The sequence below is a fragment of the Lutibaculum baratangense AMV1 genome, from assembly GCF_000496075.1.
GTDB classification, from domain to species: Bacteria; Pseudomonadota; Alphaproteobacteria; order Rhizobiales; family Tepidamorphaceae; genus Lutibaculum; species Lutibaculum baratangense.
This window is the reverse complement of sequence record NZ_AWXZ01000038.1, coordinates 102,032-115,356: the sequence shown is the minus strand read 5'-3', so window position 1 is coordinate 115,356 and position 13,325 is coordinate 102,032. Positions and strand designations below refer to the sequence as shown.

Below are 13,325 nucleotides of genomic sequence, written 5' to 3'. Positions count from 1 at the left end.
GTCTAGTGTCGGATGACCGTTTATAGGGAGGTCGTGCCATGGCAACCGGCGGGATCCTCGTCGAGCCGACCGAGAGCCGGCGCCGCGGCGGCGGGCGCGCAGGCCGCCGACAGGCACGCGAAACCGCAGGGCGCGGGCTCGGGCGCCCCTTCATCATACGCGGCATCCCGACCTTCGACCCGCTGTCGGAGGAAGGCCTCCGGCGGATCGAGGCGGCGGCCGACACGATCCTCGCCGAGACGGGGATCGAGTTCCGCGACGATCCCGACACGCTCGAGCTCTGGCGGGCAGCCGGAGCGGAGGTCCAGGGGGTGCGCGTGCGCTTCCCCAAGGGGATGCTGCGCGAGATACTGAGGTCCGCGCCGGCCGCCTTCGACCAGCTCGCGCGCAACCGGGCCAACAGCGTGACGATCGGCGGGAGCAGTGTCGTCTTCGCGCCTGCCTACGGCTCGCCCTTCGTCATGGACCTGGACCGTGGGCGCCGCTACGGCGAGATCGAGGATTTCCGCAACTTCATCAGGCTCGCCCAGTCCTCGCCCTGGCTGCATCATTCGGGCGGCACGATCTGCGAGCCGGTCGACCTGCCGGTCGAGACGCGCCACCTGGACATGGTGCTCGCCCATATCCGCTACTCGGACCGTGCCTTCATGGGATCGGTGACGGCGGAAAGCCGTGCGGAGGATTCGATCGAGCTCTGCCGCATCCTGTTCGGCGCGGACACGGTCGAGCGGAACTGCGTGATCCTCGGCAACGTGAACGTCAACTCGCCGCTCGTCTGGGACGGCACGATGACGAAGGTGCTGCGCGCCTATGCCCGGGCGAACCAGGCGGCGGTCATCGTGCCCTTCATCCTCGGCGGCGCGATGGGGCCGGTGACCACGGCCGGCGCGATCGCCCAGGCGCTTGCCGAGACGATGGCGGGATGCGCGCTGACGCAGCTCGAGCGGCCGGGGGCGCCCGTGATCTTCGGCAATTTCCTCTCGTCCATGTCGCTCCGCTCCGGCTCGCCGACCTTCGGCACGCCCGAGCCTGCGATCGGCTCGCTCGTCGTCGGCCAGCTCGCGCGGCGTCTGAACCTGCCGCTCAGATGCGCGGGCAACTTCACGACGTCGAAGCTGCCGGACGCGCAGGCGATGACGGAGGGCACGATGTCGATGCTCTCGGCGGTCCATTGCGGCGCGAACTTCATCCTGCACGCGGCCGGCTTCCTCGACGGTCTCCTCTCGATGTCCTACGAGAAGTTCATGCTCGACGCCGATCTCTGCGGCGCGCTCCACACCTATCTCGACGGCGTCGCGGTCGACGACAACGCCCTGGCGCTCGAGGCCTACGGCGAGGTCGCGCCGGGACAGCACTTCCTCGGCTGCGGCCACACGCTGAAGAACTACCAGTCCGCGTTCTGGGACAGCGGGACCGCCGACAACGACCCCTTCGAGACGTGGAGCGAGAACGGCTCGGAGGATGCGGCGACGCGCGCGAACCGGCTCTGGAAGAAGACGCTCGCCGAGTACGAGGCGCCGCCGCTCGACGAGGGCATCGAAGACGGGCTCGAGGACTTCATTGCGCGGCGGAAGCGCGAACTCGGCGTGGAGGCCTGACGGCTTGGCAAGCGACCCGCTGCTTCAACCCTACCGCCTGAAGCACCTCACGCTGAAGAACCGGATCATGTCGACGGCGCACGAGCCGGCCTATTCCGAGGACGGCATGCCGAAGGCGCGCTACCGGCTCTATCACGAGGAGAAGGCGAAGGGCGGCATCGCCCTGACGATGACGGCGGGCTCGGCCATCGTCTCGCCGGACAGCCCTCCGGCCTTCGGCAACCTGCATGCCTATGACGACGAGATCGTCCGCTGGATGGGCGAGCTGACGGAGGCGTGCCACGCACACGGCGCGGCGGTGATGATCCAGCTCACCCATCTCGGTCGCCGCACCGGCTGGAGCAAGGCGCACTGGCTGCCGGTGCTCGCGCCGTCGCCCGTGCGGGAGGCCGCCCACCGCGCCTTCCCGAAGGAGGCCGAGGAGTGGGACCTCGACCGCATCGTCGGCGACTACGCGGCCGCCGCCCAGCGCATGCAGGCGGCAGGCCTCGACGGGATCGAGCTCGAAGCGTACGGCCACCTGATGGATGGGTTCTGGTCGCCCGCCACCAACCGGCGGGCGGACGAGTACAACGGCTCGCTCGACAACCGGCTGCGCTTCACCTGGCGCGTGATCGACGCGATCCGTGACGCCGTCGGCCCTGGCTTCATCGTCGGCATCCGCATGGTGGCGGACGAGGACTGGGAGAAGGGCCTCAGCCGCGAGGAGGGCGTCGAGATTGCCCGGCGGATCGCCGGTTCGGGCCAGTTCGACTTCATCAACCTGATCCGCGGCCACATCGACACCGACGCCGCACTGACGGGTGTCATCCCGATCCAGGGCATGCGATCGGCGCCGCATCTCGACTTCGCCGGCGAGGTCAGGGCCGAGACGAGGTTCCCGGTCTTCCACGCCTCCCGCATCGCCGACGTCGCCACGGCCCGGCACGCCGTGGCCGAGGGCAAGCTCGACATGGTCGGCATGACGCGCGCCCACATCGCGGACCCCCACATCGTCGCGAAGGTCGAGGCGGGGGAGGAGCACCGCATCCGCCCCTGCGTCGGCGCGACCTACTGCCTCGACCGGATCTACGAGGGCGGCGAGGCGCTGTGCATCCACAACGCCGCGACGGGACGGGAAGCGCGGATCCCGCACGTGATCCGGCCCACCGACGGACCGAGACGGCGGGCCGTCGTCGTGGGTGCCGGTCCGGCGGGCCTCGAAGCCGCGCGGGTCGCGGCCGAGCGCGGCCACGGCGTCACTGTTCTCGAGGCCGCGCCGCAGCCGGGCGGGCAGGTGCGCCTCATGGCGCAGAACAAGCGGCGGCGCGAGATGATCGGCATCGTCGACTGGCGGCTGTCGGAGCTCGCTCGCCTCGGCGTGGAGATCCGCACCGGCCTCTATGCGGACGAACACGACGTCCTGGCGCTCGAGCCGGAGGTGGTGGTGGTCGCGACGGGTGGTCTGCCGCAGACCCCGCCGCTCGAAGCGGGCGGCGAGCTCGTCGTCTCGAGCTGGGAGGTGATCTCGGGCGAGGTCCGGCCGCAGGGGAAGGTGCTCGTCTATGACGACAATGGCGGCCATCCCGCGATGAGCGCGGCCGAGATCCTCGCGGCCTCCGGCTGCGAGGTCGAGCTCGTGTCGCCCGAGCGCATGTTCGCGCCCGACGTGGGGGGCATGAACCTCGTCCCCTATATGCGCGCTTTCCAGGAAGGGGGCGTGACGGTGACGATCGCCACGCGGCTCGTCTCGGTCCGCCGCGAGGGCAACGGGCTCTGCGCCGTCCTCGGCTCCGACTATGCACCGGGCTGGAGCGCCGAGCGGCGGGTCGGCCACGTGGTCGTCGAGCACGGGACGGCTCCGCTCGACGAGCTCTACCACGCGCTGAAGCCGCGCTCGCGAAACGGCGGCGCGGTCGACTATGCGGCGCTTCTCGACGGCCGGCCGCCGTTCCCGGAGGCGGAGAGCGCCGGGGGCTTCCTCCTCTACCGCATCGGCGACGCGGTGGCCTCGCGCAACGTGCACGCGGGCATCTATGACGCCGTCCGCTTCGGCCTGACCTGGTAGACGCCCGACCCTACTGCGGGTGGGGCGCTGCCCCGGCGAAGAAGTGGGCGTCGCCGCCGTCCCAACTCAGGGTGACGGGAGCCCCCGCGACGAGCGTCGCCGGGTTGCCGCGCCGTGGGCTGGTGCGCACGGAGAGTTCCTCTCCCCACGCCGTCCGGACCGCGAGGTGCAGCATCTCGCCGAGGAAGGTCACCTGCTCAACCGTCGTCTTGAACCCGACGCCGTCGTGGGGGGCGACGTGGAGGTCCTCCGGGCGGACCATGAGGTGGCCCCTCGTGCCCGTGCCCACGCCCGCGTGCGGACGGATGCCGCTGGCGACGGACCCGTCGGGGAACCGGGCCGTCACGCTACCCGCCTCTTCGCCGGCGACCTCGGCAGTGAGGAAGTTCGAGTTGCCGATGAAGCCCGCGACGAAGCGGGAGGCGGGGTTGCGATAGAGCGTCTCGCCGCTGCCGATCTGCTCGATCCGGCCCGAGTTGAAGAGGGCGATGCGGTCCGACAGCCTCAGCGCCTCTTCCTGATCGTGCGTGACGTAGAGGATCGTGACGCCCGTATCGTTGTGGATCCGCTTGATCTCGATCTGGATCTCCTCGCGCAGCTTCTTGTCGAGCGCCGACAGCGGCTCGTCCATGAGCAGCACCGGCGGGTCGTAGGCGAGCGCGCGGGCGAGCGCCACGCGCTGCTGCTGCCCGCCAGACAGCGCCGGCGGGAGCCGGTCGCCGAAGCCGTCGAGCCGCACGAGCGCCAGCATCTCCTTCACCCGCGCCTTGACCCGCGCGTCCGGCAGGCGGCGCACGCGCAGCGGAAAGGCGACGTTTTCCGCGACCGTCAGGTGCGGAAACAGCGTGTAGCGCTGGAAGACCATGCCGATGTTGCGTTTGTGCGACGGGGTCGGGAGGACGGACCGGCCCTCGAGGAGGATGTCGCCCGAGGTCGGCTGCTGGAAACCGGCGAGCGCGTAGAGGGTCGTCGACTTGCCCGATCCCGAGGGGCCGAGGAAGGTCAGGAACTCGCCCCTGGCGATGTCGATGTTCACCTCCTCGACGGCGACGAACGAGCCGAACTCCTTCCTGAGGCCGCGGATTGAGAGAAAGGCGTCGCTCATCGGGCGAAGATCCTGCGCGTGAGGGCGGCCAGCAGCATCAGCGCGATCGTGAAGGCGACGAGCAGCGTCGAGGCGGCGGCGATGACGGGAGTGAGGTCCTGGCGGAGCGTGCCCCAGATCCTGACCGGCAGCGTCTGGAGCGTCGGGCTCGCCATGAAGATCGCCACGACCACCTCGTCCCAGGAGATCAGGAACGAGAAGATCGCCGCGGCGAAGATGCCGAGCCTGATGGCGGGGAGCGTGATCCGCAGCTTCGCCTCGAGCGGATGGGCGCCGCAGAGGATCGCGGCGTCCTCGATCGACTTGTCGAAGCCCTCGAGCGCGTTCGAGATGGAGATCACCGCGAAGGGAAGGGCGAGGATCGTGTGGGCGATCACGAAGCCGACGAAGGTGCCGTTCAGGCCGACGCGCAGGAAGAAGGCGTAGATCGCGACGGCGAAGACGATGACCGGCAGGACCATCGGCGTCAGGAAGAAGGCGCGCAGGACCTCGCGCCCCCTGAACCGGCCGCGCACGAGGGCGAAGGAGCACAGAAGGCCGAGGAGAACCGCGAGGATCATGGTCGCGAACGCGACCTTCGCGCTCGTCCAGGCGGCCGCGAGCCAGCGCGGGTCGGCCAGGAGCTCGCCGTACCACCTCGTCGTCCAGGACGGGGGCGGGAAGACGAGCCACTGCGAGGACCCGAAGGACAAAGCGGCGATGAAGACGATCGGCAGGAGAAGGAACAGGGCGACGAGCGCGGTGAGGCCGACGAGCACCCACCTGAAGCCGCCGAGCCGGTCGAAGTCGAGCAGCATCACACGGCCCCCTGCGTCGCGAGCCGGCGGGTGTCGAGCAGGCGGATCTGCAGCGCGTAGATCGCGAGCGTCACGACGAGCAGCACGAAGGCCGCCGCGCCGCCGAGGCCCCAGTTCAGGAGCGACTGGACGAGCTGCGCGATCAGCTGCGCGAGCATCATGTTGGACGTGCCGCCGAGGAGGGCGGGGGTGACGAAGTAGCCGAGCGACATGACGAAGACCATGAGGCCGCCGGCCATGATGCCCGGCATCACGAGGGGCACGAGCACGCGCCGGAACGCCTGCCATCGGTTCGCGCCGCATAGGGCTGCGGCCCGGAGAATGGCGGGGTCGATCGTCCGGAGCGTCGCGTGCAGCGGCAGGATCATGAAGGGCAGCATGATGTAGACCATGCCGATCGTGACCCCGGTCAGGTTGTTCACGAGCGGCAGCGGCTGGTCGATCACGCCGAGCGAGATCAGCGTCTTGTTGATGACCCCGGTGCGCTGGAGGAGGACGAGCCAGGCATAGGTGCGGGCGAGGAGGTTCGTCCACATGGACAGGAGGACGATCGCGAAGACGATCGTCGCCCAGCGGCCCGGCAGCACCGTCATGAACCACGCCACGGGAAAGGCGAGGACGAGGGTGAAGACCGTGACGAGCGCCGCGACGAGGAAGGTGTTGAAGAGGACGCGCGCGTAGGTGCCGCTCCCGAAGAGGGCCGCGTAGTTCTGCAGGCCGAACTCGGGCTCCGTGACGCTGCGCAGGAGCAGCATCACGACCGGCACCACGAAGAACAGCAGGAGGAGGGCGAACGCCGGCACGGCCGGTCCCAGACCCGTCCGCGCGGCTCCTGCAGGGTTCGTCATCTCGCGCTCTGTCCCGGAGAGGAGGATGGCCGCGCCACGACTATGGCGCGGCCGGTTCCCGCGTCACTGCGCCTGCCAGGCGTACCAGCGGTCGGCGATCTCGTCGCGGTTCTCCGCCCAGTACTGCATGTCGAGGTCGATCTGGCTCTCGGTGTGGGAATCCGGCAGCGTCTCGACGGTCTCCGCGTCCATCAGGTCCTTGGAGTCGACGTTGATCGGGGCGTAGGCGCTCGCCTTCGCGAACTCGGCCTGCGGCTCGGCCGCCGTGGCGACCGCGAGGAACTTCATCGCCGCATCCTTGTTCGGCGCGCCCTTCGGAACGACCAGCACGTCTGCCGCCGTCAGGTTCTGCTCCCAGGAGATGCCGACATTCGCGCCGGACTGCGCGACGGCGGCGACGCGGCCGTTCCAGAACTGCCCCAGAGGCGCCTCGCCCGAGGCGAGAAGCTGCTGCGACTGGGCGCCCGAATCCCACCAGATGATCTCGCTCTTGATCGTGTCGAGCTTCGCGAAGGCGCGGTCGAGGTCCAGCGGATAGAGCTCCTCCGGCGCGACGCCGTCGGCGAGGAGCGCGATCTCCAAGACGCCCGGCGCCGACCACTTGTAGAAGGTGCGCTTGCCCGGGAACGCCTCGAGGTCGAAGAGATCGGCCCAGCTCGAGGGCGTCGTGTCGGCGTAGGTGTCGGCGTTGTAGCCGATCACGAAGGAGTAGTAGAAGCTGCCGACGGCGTGGTCGGTGACGAAGCGCGGGTCGATCGCGTCGCGGTCGACGACGGCGAAGTCGATCGCCTCGAGAAGCCCGTCCTGCGCGGCCTTGATCGCGAAGTCGTACTCCACGTCGACGACGTCCCAGCCGACATTGCCACTCTCGACCATGGCCTTCAGCTTGCCGTAGTCGGTCGGGCCGTCCATCAGGACGTTGACGCCGCTCTCCTCCGTGAAGGGAACGGCCCAGGCCTGCTTCTGCGCGTCCTGGGTGGTGCCGCCCCAGCTCGTGAACACCATGTCCTGAGCCTTCGCGGGCACCGCCGCGAGTGCGGCCGCCAGGATCGCGCTTCCGATCAGTAGCTGTCTCATCGTCTGTTCCTCATCTCTAGGGGACGTGTTTTCCGTCCGTTCTGGTATTCCCCTCCCAGGGGCAGGCTCAGCGCATCACGAAGGGATCGGGGATGGGGTCGTCGGACACCCGGATCCACACGGCCTTCGTGCGCGTGTAGTCGAGCGCGGCGTCGAGCCCGCCCTCGCGCCCGCTGCCCGACAGGCCGTAGCCGCCGAACGGCATGATCGGCGAGACGGCGCGGTAGGTGTTCACCCAGACGACGCCGGCTCGGATCGCGCGGATCATCCTGTGGGCGCGGGTGAGGGAGGCGGTGAAGACGCCGCTGGCGAGGCCGTAGGGCGTGCGGTTCGCGAACTCGACGGCTTCCGTCTCCTCCTCGAAGCCGAGGACGCTGAGCACCGGGCCGAAGAGCTCCTCCTCGACGCTCGGAATCGTGGTGGCGTCGCAGTCGATGATCGTCGGCTCGAAATAATGGCCCGCCGGGAAGCCGTCCGGCCGCCCGCCTCCGGTGACGAGGCGGCCGCCGGCGGCGAGGCTGCGGGCGATCACGTCCTCGATGTGGCGGAGCTGGCGGGCGGTGGCGAGCGGCCCCATCTCCGTCTCTTGCGCCTGCGGGTCGCCGATGCGGATCGCCCGCGCCTTCTGAACGAGCCGTTCGAGGAGGGCGTCCTTGATGCCGCGCTGGACGATCAGCCGCGAGCCCGCGACGCAACTCTGGCCGGTGGCGGCGAAGATGCCGGCGACGACGGCGTTCGCCACGCTGTCGAGATCGGCGTCCTCGAACACGACGACCGGCGACTTGCCGCCGAGCTCGAGCGTCACCGCCGCGAGGTTCTCGGCGGAGTGGCGGACGATGTGCCGGGCGGTGGCCGGCCCGCCGGTGAAGGCGATGCGGGCGACGAGGGGATGCGAGGCCAGCGCGCTGCCGCACTGGTCGCCGAACCCGGTGAGGATGTTCACGACGCCCGGAGGAAAGCCCGCCTGGTCGACGAGGCGCGCGAAGGCGAGGAGCGGCGCCGGCCCGTCCTCCGACGCCTTCAGCACGACGGTGCACCCGGCGGCGAGCGCAGGTCCGAGCTTCACGGCGCTGAGGAAGAGCTGCGAGTTCCACGGCACCACGGCCGCGACGACGCCGATCGGCTCGCGCCGGAGGTAGGTCTCCATGTCCGGCTTGTCGATCGGCAGGTGGGCGCCTTCGATCTTGTCGGCGAGGCCGGCATAGTAGCGGTAGTAGTCGGCGACATAGGCGATCTGGGCGGAGGTCTCGCGGATGATCTTGCCGGTGTCCCGCGTCTCGAGCTCGGCGAGCGCCTGCGCGTTCTCCGCCACGAGGTCCGCCAGCCGGTAGAGGAGCTTGCCCCGCTGGGTCGCCGTCAGCCGCGACCAGGAAGGATCGTGGAACGCGCGGTCGGCCGCCCGGACGGCGCGGTCGACATCCGCCGCGTTCGCCGCGGGCATGTTCGCCCAGGCTTCGCCGGTCGCGGGATCGACGCTCTCGAAGCTCCCCGCGCCGCCCTCGCAGAAAGCGCCGTCGATATAGTTGCGGAAGGGCTCGCTCGGCATGGCTTCCTCACGCCGTCTCGAAGGCCGGCAGGACCTGGTCGATGAAGCGCCGCAGCGACGCCTTCTTGCGCTCGAAGCTCATGCCGCTGTCGATCCAGAAGCTGAACTGGTCGTAGCCCATCGCCTCGATCCGCTTCACGCGGTCGATGACGAGGTCGGGTGTGCCGATGATGAGGTTCTTCATCATGATTTCGGGGGCGTACATGGCGTTCGCCGCCATCTCCTCCTCGCTCAGCGTCTCGATGAAGCCCCGGCGGATCGGCCGCTCGTTGCGGAACCAGGCGCCGAAATAGTTGTAGAAGCGGCTGAGCTCGCGCCCCGCGAGCTCGGCGTCGGCCGCGTCCTCGGCGACAAAGGCGTGCTGGAGCACCATGATCTGGGGCCGCTTCGCGCCGGGATGCGCGGCGCAGGCCTCGTCGAACTTCCTCTTCAGCGACACGACCTCGTCCTCGCCGTTCCACAGCGGCGTGACCTGCACGTTGCAGCCGTTCGCTATGGCGAAGGCGTGCGAATTCGGATCGCGCGCGGCCACCCAGACCGGCGGGTGCGGATCCTGCAGCGGCGACGGGACGGCGGTCGTCGCGGGAAACCGCCAGTACTTGCCGTCATGCGCGTAGTCGCCCTGCCAGAGCTTCTGGACGGCCGGCACGAGCTCGCGCATGCGCAGGCCCGCCTCCATCGCGTCGAGCCCCGGCACCATGCGCTCGTATTCGAAGGAATAGGCGCCCCGGGCGATGCCGACATCGAGGCGTCCGTGGGTCGCGAGGTCGGCGAGGGCGGCTTCTCCGGCGAGCTTGATCGGGTGCCAGAAGGGGGCGACCACGGTCCCCGTCCCGAGCCTGATGCGCGAGGTTCGCGCGCCGAGATAGGCGATGTTGATGAACGGGTTCGGAGAGATCGTGAACTCCATCCCGTGGTGCTCGCCGATCCAGGCGGCGTGGAATCCGCCGTCCTCCGCCATCTGGACGAGCTCCGTCAGCTCGTCGAAGAGCCTCGCGTGCGGCGTCTCCGGCGCGAGGCGCTCCATGTGAACGAAGAGCGAGAACTTCATCGGCTTGCCCCGGTCATGCGTTGGCGAGCCGGCTGACGGCGCCGGCCTCCGTGTCTCCGACATAGACGCCGAAGGCGTCCTCCCGCCGCTCGCGCAGATAGCGCTCCATCATCGTGCGGACGGCGCGGCCTTCGATGAGGGAGGGGTCGAGGGCGCCGAGCGGCACGAGATGGCGCCTCGCCTGGTCAGAGACGCTCTTGGCCTGTCCGCGGTAGTAGACGTTCTGCTCGCCGCTCCCGGTCTCCTCGAAGACCGCGAAGACGAAGGGAAACTCGGCCGTCAGGCCGTCCCTGGCGAGGCGGCCGACGAGGCTGTCGGGGTCGCCCGAATGGCCGAGCCGGCTCGCGGTCGGCGGCAGGGGCTGACCCTCGACGAGAGGGAGGTAGAGCGAGCCCTCATATTCCACGATGGCGCCGATCCGCGTGCGGCCCGGGGCGGACGCGGCTGCCACGGCCTCGGAGGCGAGTGCGAAGCTCACATAGGCACCGCGGCAGTAGCCGAGCGGGTTCGCGGCCGTGTGGTCGTAGCCGACGACGCGGCCGATCAGGATGAGATGATCTCCGGCCTCCACCTGATCGTGCGCCACGCAGTCGAAATGGGCCACCGCACCGTCGATGAGCGGGCTTCCGGTCTCGCCGCGCCGCCAGCCGATCCCGTCGAACTTCGTGCCGCTGCGCGAGCCGAAGGCCGCGGAGACGTGCTTCTGGCCATCGGCCAGGACGTTGACGGCGAAGCTCCGTGCGGTTGCGAACGCTTCGTAGCTCGCCGCCTTGCGCGCGATGCACACCGAGACGAGCGGCGGGTCGAGAGAGACGGATGCGAAGGAGTTCGCCGTGAATCCCCGGGGCGTCTCGGTCGCGTCGAGCGTGGTCACGACGGTGACGCCGGTGGCGAAGGTGCCGAAGGCGCTGCGCAGGTCGCGCTGGAGATCGGCTTCGCTCATCTCGCTCCTCCGCTCGGCATGGCACGCGTCGCGGCGCCGCCGGTTTCCGCCAGGAAGCCTGAAATGAGGTCGCTCGCCCGGCCCGGGCTGCGATAGGCGAACATGTGGCGCTCGCCCGGCAGGATGACGGCGCGGGCGTTCGACGCCTCCGCCGCGAGCGCGCGCGACATGGCCGGCGTCGAATGGGGGTCGAACTCGCCGGTCACGAAGAGCGCCGGCGCCGTCAAAGCCCCCATCTGGTCCGCGAAGGCGTCGTCGCTCGTGGCGAAGACGCGATAGGCGCGGGCATAGCCCTCCGGATCGGCTGCGAGAAGCCAGCGATGGAGATCTTCCGCTCGTCCCCGGTCCTCCGGCTCGATCGGCTCGCCGAACCACCGCGAGATCGCCGCGTCCACGGTGGCTGCGGACCCTTCGCGGGCGAGAAGCTCCGCCCGTTCGAGTGCCGAGCACCGCTCTTCCGGCGAGCGGCGGTAGACGGTGTTGAAGGCGACGAGCCCGTGCACCCGGTCCGGCCGGGTGGCGGCGAATGCCGTCGCGATCATCGCGCCCATCGAATGGCCGCTGAGAACCGCGGAGGGAATCTCCAGAACGTCGAGAAGGTCCGCGAGCTGGGCGAGATAATCCTCGAGCGTCGCGTCCCGTGGCGGCAGGTCGCTCCGGCCGTGACCGAGCGTGTCGTAGGCGACGACCCGCGCCCGCGTCGCGAAGTGGTCGACCTGGGAGCGCCACACGGCGGAGTGAAGCCCGACGCCGTGGATGAAGACGATCGCTTCGCCGCTGCCGCGCTCGAGATAGGCGGTGCGGCCGCCGCCGAGATCGGAATGGCGATCCGCGTCAGACATTGGTCGTGGCGCCCAGCTCCTGAAGATCCTGGTAGCGGTCGCCGATCCGGTGGTGCGGCCGGCCGCCGATCGAGGCGCCGAGCGCGACCACGATCTCGTCGGGCGCGGGCGCGTCGGGGATCGAGAAGTGCACGGTGAGGTAGTGCGAGCGCATGCCCTCGTCCGCCTTGTGCATCAGCGGGATCATCAGCGCCGTGTCGGGGCCGCCGCGCGTGTTCGTGAAGCTGAGATAGGACTTGGCGCCGACGGCCTTCCGGTAGTGGTTGCCGAAGCGCAGCGTGTGGATGAGGGCCGAGGCGTGCTCGACCTCGCCGGCCGTGCCGACGATCGCCGCCTTGCCGTAGCCTTCCACGGCATCGCCGGAGCCGGCCCAGCGCAGCACCTCATCGGTCAGGAGCTCCCCGAGCTGCGGCGCGATTGCCCGGATCTCCGGCTGCAGGTCCTCGACGAAGCCGCGGCCCGCCCAGGGGTTGGCGATGACGGCGGCGACACCGAAGAGCCGCAACGGCCGCGGCGCCGCCCTGCCGCCCTCGATCAGCGTGTCTTCCGAGTACCGCACCAGCTTCCGAACAGTCATACGGCTTCACCTCGCCATGGTATGCAGTATGATGGTATACCATAATATGACTGTCAACCGCATGTTGCGGCGGCGGGGCGCAGCCGTCACCTTGGGTGACGAGCGACCAGGAGGAATCACTGCGGACGATGGACAACGCCCTGAAGGTGGAGCGGCCGACGGTGACGCTCCGCGAGCTCGCGCTGAACAAGCTTCGCGACGCCATCCTGGAGCGGCGGTTCCGGCCGGGGGAGCGACTGGTGGAGCGGAAGCTCTGCGAGCTCCTGGGCGTCTCGCGGACCGTCGTGCGCGAGGTCCTGCGCCATCTCGAGGCCGAAGGCCTCGTCGAGATCCTGCCGCATCACGGGCCGATCGTCGCGCGGCTCGACCTGGAGACGGTCGAGCAGATCTACGAGATGCGGATGGTCATCGAAGTCATGGTCGTCCGATCCTGCGCCGAGCGCATAGGCGCGGCGGATGTCGATCTCCTCCGGGTACATCTCGACGAGATCCGCGCCGGCTTCGCGGCGAGCGACATCCGGAGGGTGATGCGGGGCACGTCGGCGTTCTACGAGGTGCTCTTCACGGCTGCCGGCAAGACTGTCGCCTGGGACGTCTTCCGAAACCTCAACGCGCGCATCAACCAGCTGCGCTCCTATACGCTGTGGTCGCCTGGCCGGAACGTGACGGGCCCCGGGGAGATGCAGGCGATGCTCGACGCCATCGGCGCGCACGATCCCGACGCCGCCGAGGCGGCATGCAGGCTCCATGTCGGGAATGCCTGGGCCATCGCGCGTCAGAGCGCGGCGGCGTCGGAGTAGGCCGCTCCTGCGCGCGACGGCAGCTATTCCGTCTCATCGACGCGATCGGCCGGCCGGCCGATCACCAGCCGGCGGATGCGGCCGGCGGCCGCAG

At 69.7% G+C, this 13,325-nt stretch carries 12 protein-coding genes; 3 read left to right on the top strand and 9 right to left on the bottom strand.

The genetic code is table 11. From position 1 onward, the window contains the following. The first annotated feature begins 38 nt into the window (after positions 1–38). Complete coding sequence (locus N177_RS14445) at positions 39–1,598, top strand: trimethylamine methyltransferase family protein (RefSeq protein ID WP_023433107.1); 1,560 nt, start codon at positions 39–41, stop codon at positions 1,596–1,598. A gap of 4 nt (positions 1,599–1,602) precedes the next feature. Continuing rightward, a complete protein-coding gene (locus tag N177_RS14440) occupies positions 1,603–3,645 on the top strand; it encodes an NADH:flavin oxidoreductase (RefSeq protein ID WP_023433106.1) in 2,043 nt (680 codons plus the stop codon). 10 nt (positions 3,646–3,655) lie between these two features. Here N177_RS14440 and N177_RS14435 read toward each other — a convergent pair whose 3' ends face one another. The 9 genes from N177_RS14435 to N177_RS14395 form a co-directional block, all read right to left on the bottom strand. Next, complete coding sequence (locus N177_RS14435; protein ID WP_023433105.1) at positions 3,656–4,750, bottom strand: ABC transporter ATP-binding protein; 1,095 nt, start codon at positions 4,748–4,750, stop codon at positions 3,656–3,658. Continuing rightward, positions 4,747–5,547, bottom strand: a complete 801-nt coding sequence (locus N177_RS14430) for an ABC transporter permease (protein ID WP_040485869.1) — start codon at positions 5,545–5,547, stop codon at positions 4,747–4,749. Before N177_RS14430 ends, N177_RS14435 begins: the two co-directional genes overlap by 4 nt. Further along, positions 5,547–6,395, bottom strand: coding sequence for an ABC transporter permease (locus N177_RS14425; RefSeq protein ID WP_040485868.1), 849 nt, complete (start codon positions 6,393–6,395; stop codon positions 5,547–5,549). The genes N177_RS14430 and N177_RS14425 overlap by 1 nt, the downstream gene beginning before the upstream one ends. Positions 6,396–6,458: 63 nt before the next feature. After that, positions 6,459–7,472, bottom strand: a complete 1,014-nt coding sequence (locus tag N177_RS14420) for an ABC transporter substrate-binding protein (protein WP_023433102.1) — start codon at positions 7,470–7,472, stop codon at positions 6,459–6,461. Between the two features lie 67 nt (positions 7,473–7,539). Continuing rightward, positions 7,540–9,018, bottom strand: a complete 1,479-nt coding sequence (locus tag N177_RS14415; RefSeq protein WP_023433101.1) for an aldehyde dehydrogenase — start codon at positions 9,016–9,018, stop codon at positions 7,540–7,542. 7 nt (positions 9,019–9,025) lie between these two features. Further along, positions 9,026–10,069 carry an LLM class flavin-dependent oxidoreductase gene (locus N177_RS14410; protein WP_023433100.1) on the bottom strand — a complete coding sequence of 348 codons (1,044 nt, stop codon included), beginning with the start codon at positions 10,067–10,069 and terminating at the stop codon, positions 9,026–9,028. Positions 10,070–10,082: 13 nt separating this feature from the next. Beyond that, positions 10,083–11,012 (bottom strand): flavin reductase family protein, encoded by a 930-nt coding sequence (locus N177_RS14405; RefSeq protein WP_023433099.1) that lies wholly within the window; start codon positions 11,010–11,012, stop codon positions 10,083–10,085. Further along, positions 11,009–11,854 (bottom strand): alpha/beta fold hydrolase, encoded by an 846-nt coding sequence (locus tag N177_RS14400; RefSeq protein ID WP_023433098.1) that lies wholly within the window; start codon positions 11,852–11,854, stop codon positions 11,009–11,011. The genes N177_RS14405 and N177_RS14400 overlap by 4 nt, the downstream gene beginning before the upstream one ends. Continuing rightward, entirely contained in the window at positions 11,847–12,431 is a 585-nt protein-coding gene (locus N177_RS14395; RefSeq protein ID WP_023433097.1) for an amino acid synthesis family protein, read from the bottom strand. Before N177_RS14395 ends, N177_RS14400 begins: the two co-directional genes overlap by 8 nt. A 128-nt stretch (positions 12,432–12,559) precedes the next feature. Between N177_RS14395 and N177_RS14390 the strand changes: the two genes are divergently transcribed. Continuing rightward, positions 12,560–13,231, top strand: coding sequence for a GntR family transcriptional regulator (locus N177_RS14390; protein ID WP_023433096.1), 672 nt, complete (start codon positions 12,560–12,562; stop codon positions 13,229–13,231). The last annotated feature ends 94 nt before the right edge of the window (positions 13,232–13,325 follow it).

Coding starts and splice junctions, on each gene's coding strand:
- N177_RS14445 (WP_023433107.1), top strand. CDS start 39: ATGGCAACCGGCGGGATCCTCGTCGAGCCGACCGAGAGCCGGCGCCGC.
- N177_RS14435 (WP_023433105.1), bottom strand. CDS start 4,750: ATGAGCGACGCCTTTCTCTCAATCCGCGGCCTCAGGAAGGAGTTCGGC.
- N177_RS14430 (WP_040485869.1), bottom strand. CDS start 5,547: ATGCTGCTCGACTTCGACCGGCTCGGCGGCTTCAGGTGGGTGCTCGTC.
- N177_RS14425 (WP_040485868.1), bottom strand. CDS start 6,395: ATGACGAACCCTGCAGGAGCCGCGCGGACGGGTCTGGGACCGGCCGTG.
- N177_RS14420 (WP_023433102.1), bottom strand. CDS start 7,472: ATGAGACAGCTACTGATCGGAAGCGCGATCCTGGCGGCCGCACTCGCG.
- N177_RS14415 (WP_023433101.1), bottom strand. CDS start 9,018: ATGCCGAGCGAGCCCTTCCGCAACTATATCGACGGCGCTTTCTGCGAG.
- N177_RS14410 (WP_023433100.1), bottom strand. CDS start 10,069: ATGAAGTTCTCGCTCTTCGTTCACATGGAGCGCCTCGCGCCGGAGACG.
- N177_RS14405 (WP_023433099.1), bottom strand. CDS start 11,012: ATGAGCGAAGCCGATCTCCAGCGCGACCTGCGCAGCGCCTTCGGCACC.
- N177_RS14400 (WP_023433098.1), bottom strand. CDS start 11,854: ATGTCTGACGCGGATCGCCATTCCGATCTCGGCGGCGGCCGCACCGCC.
- N177_RS14395 (WP_023433097.1), bottom strand. CDS start 12,431: ATGACTGTTCGGAAGCTGGTGCGGTACTCGGAAGACACGCTGATCGAG.
- N177_RS14390 (WP_023433096.1), top strand. CDS start 12,560: ATGGACAACGCCCTGAAGGTGGAGCGGCCGACGGTGACGCTCCGCGAG.